General features: G+C 68.1%; 15 protein-coding genes. 13 read left to right on the forward strand and 2 right to left on the reverse strand.

Features of this window, described 5'->3' with window-relative positions:
• The first annotated feature begins 44 nt into the window (after nucleotides 1-44).
• Together OHA70_RS21140 and OHA70_RS21145 are read left to right on the forward strand one after the other, a co-directional pair.
• Nucleotides 45-4,904 carry an NAD-glutamate dehydrogenase gene (locus OHA70_RS21140; protein WP_328320206.1) on the forward strand — a complete coding sequence of 1,620 codons (4,860 nt, stop codon included), beginning with the start codon at nucleotides 45-47 and terminating at the stop codon, nucleotides 4,902-4,904.
• Between the two features lie 114 nt (nucleotides 4,905-5,018).
• Entirely contained in the window at nucleotides 5,019-5,702 is a 684-nt protein-coding gene (locus OHA70_RS21145; protein ID WP_328320208.1) for an IMP cyclohydrolase, read from the forward strand.
• On the opposite strand, the gene OHA70_RS21150 is transcribed toward OHA70_RS21145, so the two are convergent.
• Nucleotides 5,703-6,440: a GntR family transcriptional regulator gene (locus OHA70_RS21150; RefSeq protein ID WP_328320210.1), complete on the reverse strand. Its 738-nt coding sequence runs from the start codon at nucleotides 6,438-6,440 to the stop codon at nucleotides 5,703-5,705.
• A gap of 162 nt (nucleotides 6,441-6,602) precedes the next feature.
• Here OHA70_RS21150 and OHA70_RS21155 point away from each other — a divergent pair, with 162 nt between their 5' ends.
• From OHA70_RS21155 to OHA70_RS21170, 4 genes are all read left to right on the forward strand, one after another.
• Nucleotides 6,603-7,604 (forward strand): Gfo/Idh/MocA family protein, encoded by a 1,002-nt coding sequence (locus tag OHA70_RS21155; RefSeq protein ID WP_328320212.1) that lies wholly within the window; start codon nucleotides 6,603-6,605, stop codon nucleotides 7,602-7,604.
• Nucleotides 7,601-8,482: a sugar phosphate isomerase/epimerase family protein gene (locus OHA70_RS21160; protein ID WP_328320214.1), complete on the forward strand. Its 882-nt coding sequence runs from the start codon at nucleotides 7,601-7,603 to the stop codon at nucleotides 8,480-8,482. Before OHA70_RS21155 ends, OHA70_RS21160 begins: the two co-directional genes overlap by 4 nt.
• Entirely contained in the window at nucleotides 8,482-9,423 is a 942-nt protein-coding gene (gene iolC, locus OHA70_RS21165) for a 5-dehydro-2-deoxygluconokinase (protein ID WP_328320216.1), read from the forward strand. The genes OHA70_RS21160 and iolC overlap by 1 nt, the downstream gene beginning before the upstream one ends.
• A 455-nt stretch (nucleotides 9,424-9,878) precedes the next feature.
• Nucleotides 9,879-10,751 (forward strand): Cgl0159 family (beta/alpha)8-fold protein, encoded by an 873-nt coding sequence (locus OHA70_RS21170; protein WP_328335176.1) that lies wholly within the window; start codon nucleotides 9,879-9,881, stop codon nucleotides 10,749-10,751.
• On the opposite strand, the gene OHA70_RS21175 is transcribed toward OHA70_RS21170, so the two are convergent.
• Nucleotides 10,728-11,129 carry a hypothetical protein gene (locus OHA70_RS21175; RefSeq protein ID WP_328320218.1) on the reverse strand — a complete coding sequence of 134 codons (402 nt, stop codon included), beginning with the start codon at nucleotides 11,127-11,129 and terminating at the stop codon, nucleotides 10,728-10,730. The genes OHA70_RS21170 and OHA70_RS21175 overlap by 24 nt on opposite strands.
• Between OHA70_RS21175 and iolB the strand changes: the two genes are divergently transcribed.
• From iolB to OHA70_RS21210, 7 genes are all read left to right on the forward strand, one after another.
• Nucleotides 11,128-12,018: a 5-deoxy-glucuronate isomerase gene (gene iolB, locus OHA70_RS21180; protein ID WP_328320220.1), complete on the forward strand. Its 891-nt coding sequence runs from the start codon at nucleotides 11,128-11,130 to the stop codon at nucleotides 12,016-12,018. The genes OHA70_RS21175 and iolB overlap by 2 nt on opposite strands.
• A gap of 166 nt (nucleotides 12,019-12,184) precedes the next feature.
• Nucleotides 12,185-14,104, forward strand: coding sequence for a 3D-(3,5/4)-trihydroxycyclohexane-1,2-dione acylhydrolase (decyclizing) (gene iolD / locus OHA70_RS21185; protein ID WP_328320222.1), 1,920 nt, complete (start codon nucleotides 12,185-12,187; stop codon nucleotides 14,102-14,104).
• Nucleotides 14,097-14,990 (forward strand): TIM barrel protein, encoded by an 894-nt coding sequence (locus OHA70_RS21190; RefSeq protein ID WP_328320224.1) that lies wholly within the window; start codon nucleotides 14,097-14,099, stop codon nucleotides 14,988-14,990. The genes iolD and OHA70_RS21190 overlap by 8 nt, the downstream gene beginning before the upstream one ends.
• An 81-nt stretch (nucleotides 14,991-15,071) precedes the next feature.
• The gene (locus tag OHA70_RS21195; RefSeq protein ID WP_328320226.1) at nucleotides 15,072-16,067 is read left to right on the forward strand and encodes a substrate-binding domain-containing protein; all 996 of its coding nucleotides are present in this window, start codon (nucleotides 15,072-15,074) and stop codon (nucleotides 16,065-16,067) included.
• A gap of 9 nt (nucleotides 16,068-16,076) precedes the next feature.
• Entirely contained in the window at nucleotides 16,077-17,123 is a 1,047-nt protein-coding gene (locus tag OHA70_RS21200; protein WP_328320228.1) for an ABC transporter permease, read from the forward strand.
• A complete protein-coding gene (locus OHA70_RS21205; RefSeq protein ID WP_328320230.1) occupies nucleotides 17,120-17,998 on the forward strand; it encodes an ATP-binding cassette domain-containing protein in 879 nt (292 codons plus the stop codon). Before OHA70_RS21200 ends, OHA70_RS21205 begins: the two co-directional genes overlap by 4 nt.
• Complete coding sequence (locus OHA70_RS21210) at nucleotides 17,995-19,074, forward strand: Gfo/Idh/MocA family protein (protein ID WP_328320233.1); 1,080 nt, start codon at nucleotides 17,995-17,997, stop codon at nucleotides 19,072-19,074. Before OHA70_RS21205 ends, OHA70_RS21210 begins: the two co-directional genes overlap by 4 nt.
• Nucleotides 19,075-19,091 lie beyond the last annotated feature (17 nt).

The raw sequence follows: 19,091 nt of genomic DNA on the forward strand, positions 1-19,091 counted from the left end.
TCGGCGCAGAGCGCCGCTTTTGTCACGCGTGGAGACGGTGGGGAATGCAGAGCAAGCTGGACGTCCAGAAGGCCGATGTGCTCGCCAAGGCGGTGGTCGCCGGGTCACATGGCAGCGAGGTCGACGCCGGTAAGTTGAAGACCTTCCTGGAGCGGTACTACCGCTATGTGGCCGCCGAGGACGTCGCCGAGCGGCAGCCGACCGACTGTCTGGGCGCCGCCAAGCACCACTACAAGTCCGCGCTCTCCCGGCCGCAGGGCACCGCCAAGGTGCACGTCTTCACGCCGACCGTCGAGGAGCACGGCTGGTCCGCGAACGGCCGGACGGTCGTCGAGATCGTGATCGACGACATGCCGTTCCTGGTGGACAGCGCGTCGATGGTGATCACCGACCACAACCTCGAGCTGCAGCTGCTCGTGCACCCGCAGTTCGTGGTCCGCCGCGACATCGCCGGCACCCTGCAGGAGGTGCTCGACGACGCGGCCGCCGCGGACGAGCACGACCTGGTCCGGGAGAGCTGGATGCACCTGGAGGTCGAGCGGATCGCCGACCCCGCGGACCACCGCGCGCTGGAGCAGGCCCTGCAGCGGGTGCTCGGCGACGTGCGCGAGGCCGTCGAGGACTGGCCGAAGATGCACGAGAAGGCCGTCTCGATCGCCGAGTCGCTGGACGCGTCCAAGCTGCCGGTCGGCGCAGGTGAGGTCGAAGAGGCCAAGGAGCTGCTGGAGTGGCTCGCCGACGAGCACTTCACCTTCCTCGGCTACCGCGAGTACAGCTTCACCATGGACGGCGAGCAGGGCGTGCTGCGCGGCGTACCGGGCACTGGTCTGGGCATCCTGCGGCCGGACCCGAAGCTCGACGCGAACGCCGGCAAGCTGCCGCCGGAGGTTAGCGCCAAGGCCCGCGAGCGCAAGCTGATGATCCTCACCAAGGCCAACTCGCGCTCGACGGTGCACCGCTCGTCGTACCTGGACTACGTCGGCATCAAGCAGTTCGACGAGAACGGTGAGCCCGTCTCGGAGTGCCGGTTCATCGGGCTGCTCTCCTCGACGGCGTACACCGAGAGCGTCATGCAGGTCCCGGTACTGCGCCGCAAGGCGATCGAGCTGTTCGCGCAGACCGGCTTCGACCCCAACAGCCACAGCGGCAAGGGGCTGCTGGACGTACTGGAGACCTACCCCCGCGACGAGCTGCTGCAGGCGCCGGTGGAGGACCTCCTGCCGATCGTGCAGTCCGTACTGCACCTGCAGGAGCGCCGTGCGGTCAAGCTGTTCGTCCGCCGCGACGTGTACAACCGGTACCTGTCCTGCCTCGTCTACCTGCCCCGTGACCGCTACACGACCGCGGTCCGGCTCAAGATGCAGCAGATCCTCAAGGACGCGATCGGTGCCGAGTCGGTCGACTACGCCGCCTACGTGACCGAGTCCGTGCTCGCCCGGGTGCACTTCGTCGTCCGGATGAAGCAGGGGTCGACGGTGGGGGAGTTCGACGCCGAGATCCTCGAGCAGAAGGTCGTCGAGGCGACCCGTGCCTGGCAGGACGACTTCAACGTCGCGCTGCACGCCGACGGCGGCGACGGCGCTGTCACCAGGCTGTCGAGTCAGTACGCGACCGCGTTCCCCGAGGCGTACAAGGAAGACTTCGACGCCCGGGTCGCCGTGCGCGACGTGACGATCCTGGACGGCCTGCCTGCTCAGGACGGGCTGGCCATGTCGCTCTACAGCCCGATCGACGAGGCCTGGGAGGGCGAGCGCCGCTTCAAGGTCTACCGGACCGGCACTGCGCTGTCCCTGTCGCAGGTACTGCCGCTGCTGACCCACATGGGCGTCGAGGTGATCGACGAGCGGCCGTACGAGATCCGCCGGCCCAGTGGTACGGCGTACATCTATGACTTCGGGCTCCGGGCGCCGCAGGGCTCCGAGGAGAAGGAAGAGCTGCGTGGGCTCTTCTCCGACACCTTCCAGGCTGTGTGGCAAGGCAAGGCCGAGAGCGACGCGCTCAACGCCCTGGTACTGCGGGGCAGCCTCAGCTGGCGGCAGGTCTCCATCCTGCGCGCGTACCAGCGCTACATCCGGCAGGGCGGTACTCCGTTCAGCCAGAGCTACATCGAGAACACCTTCCTCAACCACGTGGACATCGCGAAGCTGCTCGTCCAGCTGTTCGAGACGAGCTTCGACCCGGCCCGTGGTGACGCCGACGACCCGAACCGGATGATCGCGGTCGAGCAGCTGCAGAAGGAGATCGGCACCGCGCTCGACACGGTGAAGAGCCTCGACGAGGACCGGATCCTGCGCTCGTACCTGACCGTCATCAAGGCGACGCTGCGGACGAACTACTTCCTGCCGGCCGCCGACGGGACGCCGCGGACGTACATCTCGTTCAAGCTGGAGCCCAAGGCGATCCCGGACCTGCCGCAGCCGCGGCCGGCGTACGAGATCTTCGTGTACTCGCCGCGGGTCGAGGGTGTGCACCTGCGCTTCGGCGCCGTCGCCCGTGGTGGGTTGCGCTGGTCGGACCGGCGGGAGGACTTCCGGACCGAGGTGCTGGGCCTGGTGAAGGCGCAGATGGTGAAGAACTCGGTGATCGTGCCGGTGGGTGCGAAGGGTGGGTTCTACGCGAAGCAGTTGCCGGATCCTGCTGTCGACCGCGACGCCTGGCTGGCGGAGGGCATCGCGTCGTACAAGACCTTTATTTCGGGGCTTTTGGACATCACGGACAACATCGTTGCCGGGGACATCGTTCCGCCGGCCTCGGTGGTCCGGTACGACGGTGACGACGCGTATCTGGTGGTTGCCGCGGACAAGGGCACGGCGACGTTCTCGGACATCGCGAACGGGGTCGCCAAGGAGTACGGGTTCTGGCTGGGTGACGCCTTCGCCTCGGGTGGCTCGGTCGGGTACGACCACAAGGCGATGGGGATCACCGCGCGCGGCGCGTGGGAGTCGGTCAAGCGGCACTTCCGCGAGATGGGCCACGACTGCCAGAACGCGGACTTCACCGTCGTCGGCGTGGGTGACATGAGTGGAGATGTCTTCGGTAACGGCATGCTGTTGTCGGAGCACATCCGGCTGGTCGCGGCGTTCGACCACCGGCACATCTTCCTCGACCCGGGGCCGGACGCTGCGGTTTCTTTTGCTGAGCGGCGGCGGTTGTTCGATCTGCCGCGGTCGTCGTGGGCGGACTACGACCCGGAGCTGATCTCGGCCGGTGGTGGTGTCTACCCGCGGACCGACAAGGCGATCCCGATCTCGGCCGAGGTCCGGGCGGCGCTCGGCCTCGAGGGGCACCCGGACGCGCTGACGCCGAACGAGTTGATGCAGGCGATCGTCAAGGCGCCGGTGGACCTGTTCTGGAACGGCGGCATCGGTACGTACGTGAAGGCCGCCTCCGAGTCGCACGCCGATGTCGGGGACAAGGCCAACGACGCGATCCGGATCAACGGCAAGGACCTGCGTGCGAAGGCGGTCGGTGAGGGCGGCAACCTCGGCTTCACCCAGCTCGGCCGGATCGAGTACGCGACCGCCGGCGGCCGGATCAACACCGACTTCATCGACAACGTGGCCGGCGTGGACACCTCCGACCACGAGGTGAACATCAAGATCCTGCTCGACAAGGTGGTCGCCGACGGCGATCTGACCGAGAAGCAGCGCAACGACGTGATCGCCTCGATGACCGAAGAGGTCGGCGCGCTGGTGCTCAAGTCGAACTACCGGCAGAACATCGGGCTGGCCAACGCGACCGCGCAGGCCGCGGCGCTGATGCACGTCCATCAGGACTGGGTCCGGCGGCTCGAGAAGCAAGGTCTGCTCGACCGGGAGCTGGAGTTCCTGCCGAGCGTCGCGGAGTTCAAGCGCCGCAAGGCCGAGGGGCGCGGGCTGACCTCGCCCGAGCTGTCGGTGCTGATCGCGTACACGAAGATCGTGCTCGAGGCCGAGCTGCTCAGGACGTCGCTGCCCGATGACGACTACCTGGCCTCGAAGCTGGTCAGCTACTTCCCGAAGGCGATCCAGGACCGGTTCGCCGAGCCGATGCAGTCGCACCAGCTGCGCCGCGAGATCATCACCACCCAGGTGGTGAACGAGTTCATCAACTCGTCCGGCATCACGGCGTACCACCGGTTGTCGCTCGAGACCGGTGGGTCGGTCGAGGACGTCGTACGCGCGAACCTGGCCGCGTCGCGGATCTTCGCCCAGCCGGAACTGCTCGCCCGCAACGCTGAGCTCGACAACATCGTCGACGCCGCCACCCAGACCGCGATGCGGTTGGAGACGCGGACGCTGGTGGAGCGGGCGACGCGCTGGCTGGTGTCGAACCGGCGGTCTCCGGTCGACATCGCCGAGCTGATCGAGTTCTTCGCACCGGGAATCGCCAAGCTCACCGCTGCCCTGCCCGAGGTACTACGGGGTCGCGAGCTGGCCCTCTATGAGCAGCGGCGTGAATCGCTGGTCGCCAAGGACGTGCCGGAGGAGTTCGCCACCAGGATCGCCGTACTGCCACCGGCGTACGCGGCCCTGGGGATCGTGGAGACGGCGGATCGGGACGACCTCGACGTACTGGAGGTCGCCAAGGTCCACTTCGCGCTGGGCGAGCGGCTGCACCTCGGCCTCTTCCTGGAGCGCATCATCGGGCTGCCGCGGACGGACCGCTGGCAGACGATGGCGCGCGCTGCCCTCCGTGACGACCTGCACGCGGTCCATGCGCACCTCACCGCTCAGGTCCTGGCGGCCACCGACGCGACCGCCGAGCCCGAGGACCGGGTCCGGGCCTGGCAGGACATGAACGAGATCGCCCTGTCCCGCGCCGCCACGATGATGGAGGAGATCGTCGAGACGGAGGGCCCGGAACTGGCCCACCTCTCCGTCGGCCTCCGCCTCGTCCGCACGTTGTTGAACAACCAGGCCTGACCACAAGTCAGCACCTCGGACACCCAGTGGCGACCTTGAACACGAAATAACCTGTTCAAGGTCGCCATTTGGTGTCCGAGGTCGCCACAACCTGCCGCGGGTTAGAGTTCGGGCGTGGCGACGCTGACGGATTTGGTGGGGCGCAGTGAGTATCCGGGGCGTGGGGTGGCGATCGGGCGGGATGTCGACGGTGTGCCGTTCGCGGCGTACTGGCTGACCGGGCGGAGTCCGGCGTCCCAGCAGCGGGAGCTGGTGGTTTCGGAGTACGAGATCACCGTCCAGGACCTCAAGGGCGACGGGCCGGACGAATTGCGGCACTACACGGCGGCGATCCGGACCGAGGACTGGGTGATCGTCGGCAACGGCAGCCACGTCCATGAACTAGCCGCTGCGCACGGCGACTGCGTCGACCTGCAGGTCGTACTCCGCAACATCGACTACGAGCCCGACCCACCCATCCGCACTCCCCGGATCTTCGCCGGTGCCGTCACCGAGGGCCCCGAGCTGATGGATGTCGTCGTCGGCTCTGCCCGCTCGTACTCCGCGGACCAGGTCCAGCACCCGTCCCTGTTTCTCCGCCGCTCGGAGGAGGCGACCGCGGGCGTGGTCAGCACGTACTCCGGTACTGCCGCCGAGGTGGTCACCGACGGCTACCCCATCGTCGTCGCGGTCGACGAGGAATGGGAATCCTTGCCCGACCTGCTCTGGAACCGCCTCAACCCGGCCCTGCGAGTCGCCCTCGTCGTCATCCCACTCCACGTGGAGACCTTCGAGGACTCGATTATCCGAGCGCGCTAGTCACCGTTCGCTGACGATGACGTCGACCGAGTACTGGTCGGCGCGGTAGCAGTGGTCGCCGAACTCGACGGGTGAGCCGTCCGCGTCGTAGGCGCTGCGGGTCATGGTGACGAGCGGCTCGGCCTTGGACATGTGGAGGATTCGGCGTTCCTCGGCGGTGGCGTTGCGGGCGCCGATGCGCTGGCGGGCGACGGTGGGGCGGATGCCGCGGGCGCGGAGTACGGCGTATAGGCCGTCGGCCTCGAGAAGTTCGGTGGTCAGGTCGTTCATTGCTGGGGGCAACCAGTTGCGGAGGATCGCGAGCGGTTGGTCGCCGGCGTACCGGAGCCTGACGATGGAGACCAGCGGCGTGCCGGCCGGCAGGCTGAGTGCCTCGGCGGCTCGGTCGTCCTGAGCTGAGCAGACGAGGGACAGTACTTCGGTACGCGGCGTGCGGCCCTCGCGGATCAAGTCGTCGTACAGGCTGGTCAGCTCTGCGCGGCGATGGACCATCTGGTTGGCGACCGTCGTGCCGATGCCCCGGCGGCGAACGAGCAGGCCCTTGTTGACCAGCTCGGAGATCGCCCGGCGAACCGTCGGCCGGGACAGGCTGAGCCGGTCCGACATCGCCAGCTCGTTCTCGAAGGCATCGCCCGGGCGCAGCACACCGTCGCTGATCGCGGCGGTCAGCTGCTCGGCGAGCTGGTGATAGAGCGGCACCGGGCTCGTCCGATCGATCTGGATCGGGAGGGCGGCCATGCCCGGATGTTACAGGAAGGAGGTTTGTATGTCCCGACGTGAAAATGTGCTTACAAAGTATTGACAGGTCTGGTGTGGGCGGCAAAGCTGACGGGGCGAACCAGCACCCGCGGGAGTGCTGGTCCGGCGCACAGTCACGAGCCTTGACGAGGGGATCCCAGGATGCGAATCGGGTTGGTCGGAACCGGGCGGATCGGGGCGTTCCACGCCGCGACGCTGAAGAGCCTGGCGGCGGTCGAACAGGTCGTCGTCACCGATGTCGAGACGAGCCGGGCCGAGCTGGTCGCGAAGGATCTCGGGCTGGAGTTCGCGGCCTCGGTGGACCAGCTGCTGACCAGTGGCATCGACGGATTCGTGATCGCGGCCGCCACGTCGGCCCATGCGTCATTGATCTCGCAAGCCGTCGCCGCCGGCATCCCGACCTTCTGCGAGAAGCCGGTCGCCATCGATCTCGGCGAGACCCAGCGGATCGTCGAGCTGGTCGAGGGCTCGGACGTGCCCGTGCACATCGGCTTCCAGCGCCGCTTCGACGCCGGGTACCGCTCGGCGCAGGAGCAGGTCGCGAGCGGTGAGCTCGGCTTCATCCACCACATCAGGGCGAACACCAACGACGCGTTCCCGCCGCCGCGCGAGTACATCCCGACCAGCGGCGGTTTCTTCCGCGACTGCACGGTGCACGACTTCGACATCATCCGGTTCGTCACCGGTCGCGAGGTGGCCAGCGTCTTCGCCACCGGCGCCAACCGTGGCGAGGCGTTCTTCGGCGAGTATGGCGATATCGACGCTGCCGCGGCGTTGCTGACGCTCGACGACAGTACTTTCGTCGCGGTCAGCGGTACCCGCTACAACGCGGCCGGCCACGACGTGCGGATGGAGGTGCTGGGGTCGCTGGGCTCGATCGCCGTCGGACTTGATGAGCACACCGCGCTGCGGTCGGCGGAGCCTGGTGTCACGTTCCCGACCGGTCAGTCGCACGGCACGTTCATGGACCGGTTCCAGCCGGCGTACGTCGCCGAGCTGACCGCCTTCACCGAGGTGGTCGCCGGTACCCGTTCTGTCCCTTGCACGGTCCGCGACGCGCTACAGGCCTTCCGGATCGCCGACGCATGTGAACTGTCCCGACGCGAGAACCGCGTCGTACTTCTGGAGGAGATCGGCCGATGAGTGACGTTGCCACCAGGATCGCTGGAGCGCCCATCTCCTGGGGTGTCTGCGAGGTCCCGGACTGGGGATGGCAGTACGACCCGGAGACGGTGCTGGCGCAGATGCGTGAGGTCGGCATCGCGGCGACCGAGTTCGGGCCTGACGGGTTCCTGCCCGACGATCCGGCGGACAAGGCGAAGGCGCTCGCCGACCTCGGGTTGCGGGCGGTCGGCGGGTTCGTGCCGGTAGTACTGCATGATCCGTCGCACGATCCTGCTCCTGAGGTTGCGCACGCACTGGAAGGGTTTGTCGCTGCCGGCGCCAGCACGCTGGTACTAGCCGCCGCGACCGGCCAGGGCGGGTACGACGATCGGCCGGTACTCGACTCAGCCGGCTGGGATACGTTGCTGGCCAACCTCGACTCGCTGGCCGGGCTGGCCGCGAAGCAGGGGATCACGGCGACCCTGCACCCGCATGTGGGGACGATGGTCGAAAACGCGGCCGATGTCGATCGCGTGCTGGCCGGCTCGACGATCGGGCTGACGCTCGACACCGGGCACCTGCTGATCGGCGGGGTAGACCCGGTGGCGCTGGCGCTGAAGCACACTTCGCGGATCCTGCACACGCATCTGAAGGATGTCGATGCATCGTGGGCTGCGAAGGTGCAGTCGGGTGAGGTCAGCTACACGGATGCGGTACGGGGTGGGATGTACCGTCCGCTGGGCGGCGGCGACATCGACCTGGCCACGATCGTGTCGGCGCTGGAGAAGGCCGGGTACAACGGGTGGTACGTGCTCGAGCAGGACACGATCCTGGCCGGGCGGCCTGAGGGTGATGGGCCGCTGGCCGACGTACGGGCGAGTATCGAGCATCTGCGCCGGATCGCGGGGGCGGTCTGATGGCGGACGACGTACTCACCATCGGGCGGATCGGGGTCGACCTGTATCCGCTGCAGACCGGGACGCATCTCGAGGATGTCGAGAGCTTCGGCAAGTTCCTCGGGGGCAGCGCGACCAACGTCGCCGTCGCGGCCGCTCGGCACGGGCGGAAGTCGGCGGTGATCAGCCGGACGGGGAACGATCCGTTCGGTACCTTCATCCACCGGACCCTGCTGGAGCTGGGGGTGGACGACCGGTTCGTCACACCGGTCGAGGGGCTGCCGACGCCGATCACGTTCTGCGAGATCTTCCCGCCGGACAACTTTCCCTTGTATTTCTACCGGTTCCCGAAGGCGCCGGACCTGGTGATCAACCCGTCCGAGCTCGATCTGGACGCGATCCGGGACGCCTCGATCTACTGGTCGACGGTGACCGGGCTGTCGGCTGAGCCTTCGCGGACCGCGCACTTCACGGCGTGGGAGGCGCGCGAACGGCGGCGGTTCACCGTGCTCGATCTGGACTACCGGCCGATGTTCTGGGCGGATCCGAGTGAGGCGCACGAGCAGGTGTCGCGGGCGCTGCAGCACTGTACTGTTGCTGTGGGCAACCGTGAGGAGTGTGAGGTCGCGGTCGGCGAGACAGACCCGGACAAGGCGGCGCAGGCACTGCTCGACCGCGGGCTCGACCTCGCCGTCGTAAAGCAAGGGCCGAAGGGCACGCTGGCCCGCACCCGCGACGAGCGAGTCGAGGTCCCGCCGTTCCCGGTAGAGGTAGTCAACGGCCTGGGCGCCGGCGACGGCTTCGGCGGCGCCCTCTGCCACGGCCTACTGGCCGGCTGGCCGCTGGAAAAAGTCATCCGCTTCGCCAACATCGCCGGCGCCATCGTCGCCTCCCGCCTCGAATGCTCCACCGCCATGCCCACCGAATCCGAAGTCCTCGCCCTCCTGGAGCAATCCGCATGACCGCCCCCGAGAACGAGCCCCAACCCTCGGCGCCAGGAGCCCCCCTGCCCCCCACCGACGACCTAGACAACACCGGCCTCTACGCAAGCCCTCGCCGCAACCCTGACTCCACCGCCGGCGCTACCCACGAGGGTCCGGTCAGCGGTGCTCAGGGCGCTGCCCTCGGCAACGCCGACGGGCGTACCCAAGCGGGTCCGCCCGCAGGCGCACACGGTGGTGCGCCCGACAACGCCCATGGCGATACCCGCGAGGGTCCAGTCGGCGACGGCCGGGGCTCTGCCCCCGGCAACGCTGGCGGGGCGATCGTCGGCGCCAGCGGCGAGCCCGTCGATGACCGTGGTGACGTGTTGGCGGATGGCCGGGGCGGGGCGGCCGGCGTGGGTGGGAGTGGTGTGACGGTGGGGAGCTCGCGTGGGGTTCGGAGTGGTTGGGTGGGGGGCGAACTGGGGGATGGTGTGAATCCGACTGAGATCAGGGTGCGGTATCCGGAGCGGATTGCTGAGGGGTGGCAGCATCGGCGGCGGCGGGAACTGGTGGGGGAGGATGGGCGGCTGCTGATTGTGGCGGCTGATCATCCGGCTCGGGGTGCGCTCGGCGTGCGGGACGATCGGATGGCGATGGCCAGTCGGCCGGCGCTGATCGATCGGCTGTGTACTGCGTTGCGGCGGCCGGGCGTCGACGGAGTGCTGGCGACGCCGGACATCCTCGAAGACCTGCTGCTGCTCGGCGCGCTCGAGGGCAAGGTCGTGATCGGGTCGATGAACCGTGGCGGGCTGCAAGGCGCGTCGTTCGAGCTGGACGACCGGTTCACGGCTTACGGTACGGCCGATGACATCGCCGGGCGCCGGCTGGACGGCGGCAAGATGCTGACCAGGATCTGCCTCGACGACCCCGGTACGGTGGCGACGCTGGAGAGCAGCGCACAAGCGGTGACCGAACTCGCCGAACGCAAACTGATGGCAATGGTCGAACCGTTCTGGTCGGTACGCCGAGACGGCCGCGTCACCAACCTCCTCGACCCGGACTCGGTCATCAAGTCGATCCACATCGCCTCCGGCCTCGGCGCCACCAGCGCCTACACCTGGCTGAAGCTCCCCGTCGTCGACGACCTGGCCCGCGTGATGGAAGCAACCACCCTCCCAACCCTCCTCCTCGGCGGCGACCCAACCGTTGCCCCCGAAGAGACCTACGCCTCCTGGGGCAAAGCCTTGAGCCTCCCCTCAGTCCGAGGCCTGGTGGTAGGCCGAGCCCTCCTCTTCCCACCCGACGGCGACGTAGCCGCCGCCGTAGACCAAGCCTCATCCCTAGTCCACGGAGGCGCCGCATGACCCCGCCCACCCACCGACTAACTGCCGGCGCAGCCACCCCCACCCTCCCCGGAGCACCCGCAGCAGCCGGAGCCAGAGCAACCGGACCAGCCGGACCAGCCGGGCCAGCCGGAGCAACCGCAGCCGGAGCCAGTGCCGGAACACCCGGTGCAGCCGGCGCACCCGCAGCACCAGCGGCGCCCGGGGCAGCCCGACCAGCCGGAGTAGCCGCAGCACCCGGATTAGCCCGACCAGGCGGAGGACGCGGAGCGGCCGGAGCACGGGGAGCGGCCGGAGCAGCCGGGGCACCCCGACCGGCCGGAGCAGCCGGGGCACCCCGACCGGCCGGAGTAGCCGGAGCGCCCGGCGTTGCTGCCGGCGCCGACGGAGGTGTTGCATGACTGAGTGGTTTCGGCCGGCGGGATCGACTGCGCGGGATGGCTTTGACGTAGCTGTCAGCCCGGGCGAGAAGGACTGGGAACACACCGGTCTGTACGTCGCGACGCTGCGGCCGGGGCAATCCGTGGAGATCGACACCGGGGACTCCGAGTGGCTCGTGCTGCCGTTGTCGGGGTCGGCCGAGGTGATCGTCGACGGCGAGACCGTTGCGTTGGGTGGACGTGCTGACGTGTTCGCCGGCGCGACCGACCTGGCGTACGTGCCGCGCGGCACCACGATGGCCGTCGTCAGCGCCGGGGGTGCCCGGATCGCCTTCCCACATGCGCGAGCCGCGTCGGACTATCCGTTCCGGCGGATCGGAGTCGAGCAGGTCGAGACCGAGCTGCGCGGTGCTGGTGTCGCCTCCCGGCAGGTGCGGAACTTCGGCACGCCGGCGGTGCTCGAGGCCGACTCGATCATCGCCTGCGAGGTGCTCACCCCGGCCGGGAACTGGTCGTCGTACCCGCCGCACAAGCACGACGAGCACAAGCCTGGCAAGGAGAGTGTGCTGGAGGAGATCTACTACTTCGAGCTCCAGCTCTCCGACGCCGCCCCTGAGGTTGTCAAAGGCAACGACCCGATCGGTTACCAGCGGGTCTACGGCACCGGCGACCGCCCCATCGACGTACTGGCTGAAGTACGCAGTGGGGATCTGGTCCTGGTGCCACACGGTTGGCATGGTCCTGCGATGGCGCCTCCTGGCTATGACATGTACTACCTGAACGTGATGGCCGGCCCCGGCACCGAACGCGAATGGCTGATCAGCGACGACCCCCAGCACGGCTGGGTCCGCGAACTCTGGAAGACCGAACAGATCGACCCTCGGCTTCCGTTCGGGAGAAACGAGTGACCGCGCCGGCCACTAGGCCACGGCCTGCGGCGGCTGAGGTGGTGGGGCGGCGGGTCACGCGGGAAGCGGGTGGTGGGCTCTGCGTGGCGGCCTCCTGGACGGTTGTGCCGGCGGCCTCGGGTGTGGATGCCGGACGGGTGATGGCGATGGGCTTTGGAGGAGTTCGATGACGGTGCGGTTGACGGTCGCGCAGGCGTTGGTGCGGTTTTTGAGTGTTCAGTACTCGGAGCGCGATGGTGAGCGGCAGAAGTTGTTCGCCGGGTGCTTCGGGATCTTCGGGCACGGGAATGTGGCGGGCCTCGGACAGGCATTGCTGCAGTCGGAACTCGAGGATCCTGACGCGTTGCCGTACATCCTGGCTCGTAACGAGCAGGCGATGGTGCACAGCGCGTCCGCGTTCGCCCGGACCCGCGACCGCCTGCAGACCTACGCCTGCACGGCGAGCGTCGGTCCCGGCTCGACCAACATGATCACCGGTGCGGCCCTGGCGACCGTCAACCGGCTACCTGTGTTGCTCCTTCCGTCGGACGTGTTCAGCACGCGAGTGGCGACGCCCGTGTTGCAGGAACTCGAGAGCACGACCGCCGGCGACGTCTCGGTCAACGACGCGTTCCGTCCCGTCTCGAAGTACTTCGACCGGATCTGGCGCCCTGAGCAACTGCCCTCGGCCCTGCTCAACGCGATGCGCGTGCTGACCGACCCGGTCGAGACCGGCGCGGTCACCATCGCCCTGCCGCAGGACGTGCAGGCAGAAGCCTTCGACTGGCCCGAGGACTTCTTCGCCGAGCGCACCTGGTACATCCCCCGCCCGTTGCCGGAGGCATCTATTGTCGACAAAGCGGCACAGCTCATCCGGTCTTCGAAGAAACCCCTGATCGTGGCCGGCGGTGGTGTCGCCTACTCCCGCGCCCAGGACGCCTTGCGCGAGTTCGCCGAGCAGACTGGCATCCCGGTGGCGGAAAGCCAGGCGGGCAAGGGATCTCTGCGCTACGACCACCGGCAGTCGGTCGGCGCGGTCGGGTCCACGGGCACGACGGCCGCGAATGCGTTGGCCCGTGACGCCGACCTGGTGATCGGTGTCGGCACCCGCTTCGCCGACTTCACAACGGCCTCGCGGACGGCCTTCCAGAACCCGGACGTGCGGTTCGTCAACATCAACGTGGCGCGCTTCGACGGTGGTAAGCATGCTGGTCTCCCTGTTGTAGCCGACGCCCGGGAAGCCCTTGTTTCGTTGGCTTCCCAGCTCGGCGACTGGTCGGTGGAGGACCAGTACAGAACATTGACCGCCGAGCTCGCAACCCGGTGGGACGCAATTGTGGATAACACCTACAACCCGCCCGCCGAAGTGACGAGCAAACTGGCCGAAGGACTGCTCACTCAAGGCGAGGTCCTCGGTGCCGTCAACGAATTGTCGGCGCCGTCTGATGTGGTGGTGTGTGCAGCCGGTTCGATGCCGGGTGACCTGCACAAACTCTGGCGGACTCGCGATCCGAAGGGATACCACGTCGAATATGGCTACTCCTGCATGGGTTACGAGATCGCCGGCGGACTGGGCGTCCGGCTCGGCGCACCCGACCGCGACGTGTTCGTGCTGGTCGGCGACGGGTCGTACCTGATGATGTCGAGCGAGCTGGTCACCGCGGTCCAGGAGAACGTCAAGATCATCGTCGTCCTGGTCCAGAACCATGGCTTCGCGTCGATCGGCGCCCTGTCGGAATCCCTTGGCTCACAACGCTTCGGTACGGCGTACCGGCGGCGCTCCGGCGACGGGCGGCTGGACGGGGACTACCTGCCGGTCGACCTGGCCGCCAACGTGCGCAGCCTCGGCGTCGAGGTGCTCGACGTGAACAGCCGCGCCGAGCTGGAGAAGGCGATCGGCACGGCGAAGGCCGCGGACGGCCCGATCGCGATCCACGTGAAGACGGATCCGCTGATCGGCGCGCCCGACAGCGAGTCGTGGTGGGACGTACCGGTCAGCCAAGTGTCCGAGCTCGACTCGACCCGCGCGGCCTCGGCGAAGTACGAGGAATCGAAGAAGGCACAGCGCGGATATCTGGCACCGGTCGAGGGAGGCGGCAATGGGTAGCGTCAAGATCGGCAGCGCGCCCGACTCCTGGGGTGTCTGGTTCGCGAACGACGAGCAGCAGACGCCGTGGGAGCGGTTCCTCGACGAGGTCGCGGCGGCCGGCTACACGCGGATCGAGCTCGGCCCACTCGGCTACCTGCCGACGGATCCCGTGCGGCTGAAGGAAGAGCTGGACAAGCGCGGCCTCACGGTGACGGCCGGTACGATCTTCGAGCACCTGCACCGGCCGGACTCATGGGATTCGACCTGGCGTGACGTCTCGGCGGCTGCCGAGTTGGCCGCGGCGATGGGCGCCAAGCACCTGGTGGTCATCCCGTCGATGTGGCGCGGCGACGACGGCGAGGTCGTCGAGCCGCGACTGGATCACGAGGGGCAGGCACGGCACGGCCGGCAGGTGACCGAGCTCGGCCGGCGGATCGCCGCGGAGTACGGGCTGAAGACGCAGTTCCATCCGCACGCGGACGGGCATGTCGACAACCAGGAGACCGTCGAGCGCTTCCTCGCCGAGACCGACGGGGAGCACGTCAACCTTTGCCTGGACACCGGCCACATCAGCTACTGCCGAGGCGACAATCTCGAGCTGATCCGGAAGTACCCGGACCGGATCGGATACGTGCACTTGAAGCAGGTGGATCCGCTGATCCTGGCGCAGGCCGAGGCCGACGGGATCGGGTTCGACGAGGCGGTCCGGCGCGGCGTCATGTGCGAGCCGCCGCTGGGCGTGCCGGACCTGCCGCCGCTGCTCGACGCGCTGGCCGGGCTGGACGCCGACCTGTTCGCGATCGTCGAGCAGGACATGTACCCGTGCCCGCCCGATGCGCCGCTGCCGATCGCGACACGGACCCTGGAGTATCTGAAGACCCACGGGGGTGGTGTATCCGTATGACGACCAGCAGGGTATTTCTCTCTGGTCAGACCCACACGCCGCGGCGTTACCGCGGAACGTCTGAAAGGCTGGTTGGTATTCATGGTTCGGTGGCAGAAGAAGGCGGTGGCCACGGGGGCGGCGCTCGTGCTGGTCGCAGCGCTCGGCGCCTGTAGTTCCTCCGGCGGCAAGAAGGAGGAGGAGAAGGCGAGCGGCTCGTCCGGCAACGTGGCGACCACGCCGCGGATGAAGGTTGCCCTGATCACCCATTCCAAGCAGGGTGACACCTTCTGGGACATCGTCCGCCGCGGCGCCGAGGCGGCCGCGCAGAAGGACAACATCGAGCTGCAGTACTCCTCCGACCCGGACGGCGCCGGCCAGGCCAACCTGGTGCAGACGGCGATCGACTCGAAGGTCGACGGCATCGCGGTCACCCTGAACAAGCCCGACGCGGTGATCCCGAACGTGAAGAAGGCGGTGGCGGCCGGCATTCCGGTGACCGTCCTCAACGGCGGCCTGGACACCTGGAAGACCTCCGGCGCGATCGGGTACTTCGGCCAGGACGAGCGGATCGCGGGTCAGGCGACCGGTGAGAAGCTGAAGACGCTCGGCGCCAAGAAGGTCATCTGCGTCATCCACGAGCAGGGCAACGTCAGCCTCGAGGCGCGCTGCCAGGGCATCAAGGACAAGTTCGGCGCGGTCGAGAACCTCAACGTCGACGGCGCCGACCAGCCGGGCACGCAGGCGACGATCACCTCGAAGCTGCAGCAGGACAAGGGCGCCGACTACGTCGTGGCGCTGAACGCGGGTATCGCCCTGACCGCCGTCCAGGCGGCCAAGGACGCCGGCTCGTCGGCCAAGATCGGCAGCTTCGACATGAGCAAGGAGATGGCCAAGGCGGTCCAGGACGGCACCGTCGACTTCGCCGTCGACCAGCAGCCGTACCTGCAGGGCTACCTGGCCGTCGACGCGATCTGGCTGAACAAGACCAACGGCGACACGATCGGCGGTGGCGAGGCGACCCTCACCGGGCCGGCGTTCATCGACAAGTCGAACATCGAGGCTGTCGCGAAGTACGCCACGGCCGGAACGCGCTGAGGCCGGGCCATGGCATCGACGATCACGACGCCGGCGACGGCCGACGACCGGGTCTCCACCCGGTCCGTGGGCGCCCGCCTGCTGAGCCGCCCGGAGATCGGGTCCCTGGTCGGCGCGGTGGCGATCCTGCTCTTCTTCGCGATCGCCGCCCCGCCCTTCCGGGACATCAACAACGTGGGCACGATCCTGTACGGGGCTGCTCTGATCGGTGTCATGGCCGTCCCGGTCTCGCTGCTGATGGTCGGCGGCGAGTTCGACCTGTCGGCCGGCGTCGCGGTGACGACCGCCGGTCTGACCGCGGGCATCTTCGCGTACCAGTTCAGCGTGAACGTGTGGCTCGCCATGTTCGTGTCGCTGGCGCTGGCCCTGCTGATCGGCGCCTTCAACGGCTGGCTGTTGATGCGGACCGGGCTGCCGAGCTTCCTGGTGACGCTCGGCACGTTCTTCATCCTGCAAGGCCTGAACATCGCGGTCACCCGGCTGACGTCGGGCGCCGTGGCGTCGAACTCGATCAGCGACATGGACGGGTTCTCGACGGCCCACGCCGTGTTCGCGTCGCAGTTCAAACTCGGCGGGATCACGGTCAAGATCATCATCGTCTGGTGGATCGTGTTCGTCGCGGTCGCCGCCTGGTTCCTGCTGAAGACCAAGATCGGCAACTGGATCTTCGCGGTCGGTGGCGACGCCGCCGCGGCCCGCGCGGTCGGCGTACCGGTGAAGCGGGTCAAGATCGGCCTGTTCATGGCGGTCGGCTTCTTCGCCTGGTTCACCGGTATGCACCTGCTGTTCGCCCAGAACGGCGTCGTGCAGTCCGGTGAGGGCGTCGGCAAGGAGTTCCTCTACATCATCGCGGCGGTGGTCGGCGGCTGCCTGCTCACCGGCGGCTACGGCTCGGTCGTGGGCGGTGCGATCGGAGCGCTCATCTTCGGCATGGTGCAGCTGGGCGTCGTGTACGCCGGCTGGAACCCGGACTGGTTCAAGGCGTTCCTGGGCGTGATGTTGCTGCTGGCCACGATCGTGAACCTCGTCGTCAAGAAGAAGGCGGAAGCGCGATGACCACCACGAGCAGTTTCGACGCCGAGGCGGCCAGCGGGCCGACCACCCCGGTGGTCCACCTGGACAACGTCGGCAAGAGCTACGGCAACGTGAACGCGTTGCGCGGCGTCTCGCTAGCGGTCCGGCAGGGTGAGATCACCTGCGTCCTCGGCGACAACGGCGCGGGCAAGTCGACCCTGATCAAGATCATCGCCGGCCTGCACGAGCACACCGACGGCACGCTCTCGGTGAACGGCGAGGAGCGCCGGTTCAAGTCGCCGCGCGAATCCCTGGACAGCGGGATCGCCACCGTCTACCAGGACCTGGCCCTCGCGCCGCTGATGTCGGTCTGGCGGAACTTCTTCCTCGGCAACGAGCTGACGAAGGGTCTCGGCCGGCTCGACATCGCCGAGATGAAGCGGATCTCGGGCGAGGAGCTGACCAAGATGGGGATCGTCATCCCCAACCTGGAGCAACCGGTCGGGATGCTGTCCGGTGGTCAGCGCCAGTGTGTCGCGATCGCCCGGGCGATCTACTTCGGCGCCAAGGTACTGATCCTGGACGAGCCGACCGCCGCGCTCGGCGTGAAGCAGTCCGGGGTGGTGCTGAAGTACATCGTCAAGGCGCGCGACGCCGGTCTGGGCGTCGTCTTCATCACCCACAACCCGCACCACGCCTACCTGGTCGGGAACCACTTCGTCATCCTCAAGCTGGGCCGGGTCGCGCTCGACACGCATCGCGCCGACATCACGGTGGAGCAGCTGACCAACGAGATGGCCGGTGGATCCGAGCTGGAGGCGCTCAGCCACGAGCTGCGCGACATCGACGCGGGGGCGGTCACCGCACGTCCGGCCGACGGGCCGGGCAGGATCCAATCCCCTCTGGAGAGCACATGACCCAAGACCTCAGGATCGGCATCATCGGCGTCGGAGCGATGGGCGCCGATCATGCCGAACGGGTCGCCCGCCGGATCTCGGGCGCCCGCCTGGTCGCCGTCTCCGACCCGGACACCGCGCGAGCCGAGGCATTGGCTGCAGCCCTGACCGGTACTCCGGGCAGCGCCGGCTCCGCCAACGCGGGCGGGACGCCAGCCGGGGCAACCGGTAGCGACGGGGTACGGGTGATCGGGGATCCGTTGGCGTTGATCGGTGATGCGGAGGTGGATGCCGTCATCATCGCGTCGCCGGGGTTCGCGCATGCCGAGCAGTTGATGGCTTGTCTGGAGCACGGGAAGCCGGTGCTCTGCGAGAAGCCGCTGACGATGGATGCCGAATCGTCGCTGCGGGTGGTCGAAGCGGAGCACAAGGTCGGGCGGCCGCTGATCCAGGTCGGGTTCATGCGCCGCTTCGACCCGGAGTACGCGCGGCTGAAGCAGTTGCTGGACTCCGGTGAGCTGGGCCGGACGCTGCTGCTGCACAACGTGCACCGGAACAAGACGGTCACGGCGACGTTCCACAGCGAGATGATCGTGCGCGATTCCCTGGTGCACGAGGTCGATGTGGCGCGCTGGCTGTTCGACGACGAGATCGCGCGGATCACCGTGCACGCCCCCAAGCCGACCAGCCTGGTCGCCGAAGGGGTGCTCGATCCGCAACTGGCCGTGTTCGAGATGGTTGGCGGCGCGATGGCCGATGTGGAGGTCTTCGTGAACTTCCAGGTCGGCTACGAGGTGCGCTGCGAGGCCGTCGCGGAGAAGGGCAGCGCGACGATCGGTCTCGGGGTCGACGTACTGACCAAGCAGGCCGGACACTGGGGTGGCACGATGCCGGACGACTTCCGGGTCCGCTTCGGGCTCGCGTACGACATCGAGGTCCAGCGCTGGGTGAATGCCGCGGCGAGGGGCGAGATCGACGGCCCGACGGCCTGGGACGGCTACGCCGCCGCCGCGGTCTGCACTGCCGGCGTCCAGTCCCTGCAGGAGGGCCGCCCGGTACAGGTCGAGATGGTCAGCCGGAGCGAGGTCTTCGGGTGAGGATTCCGGCGGCGACT

The sequence above is a fragment of the Kribbella sp. NBC_00382 genome (assembly GCF_036067295.1).
In the GTDB taxonomy this organism is placed as follows: Bacteria; Actinomycetota; Actinomycetes; order Propionibacteriales; family Kribbellaceae; genus Kribbella.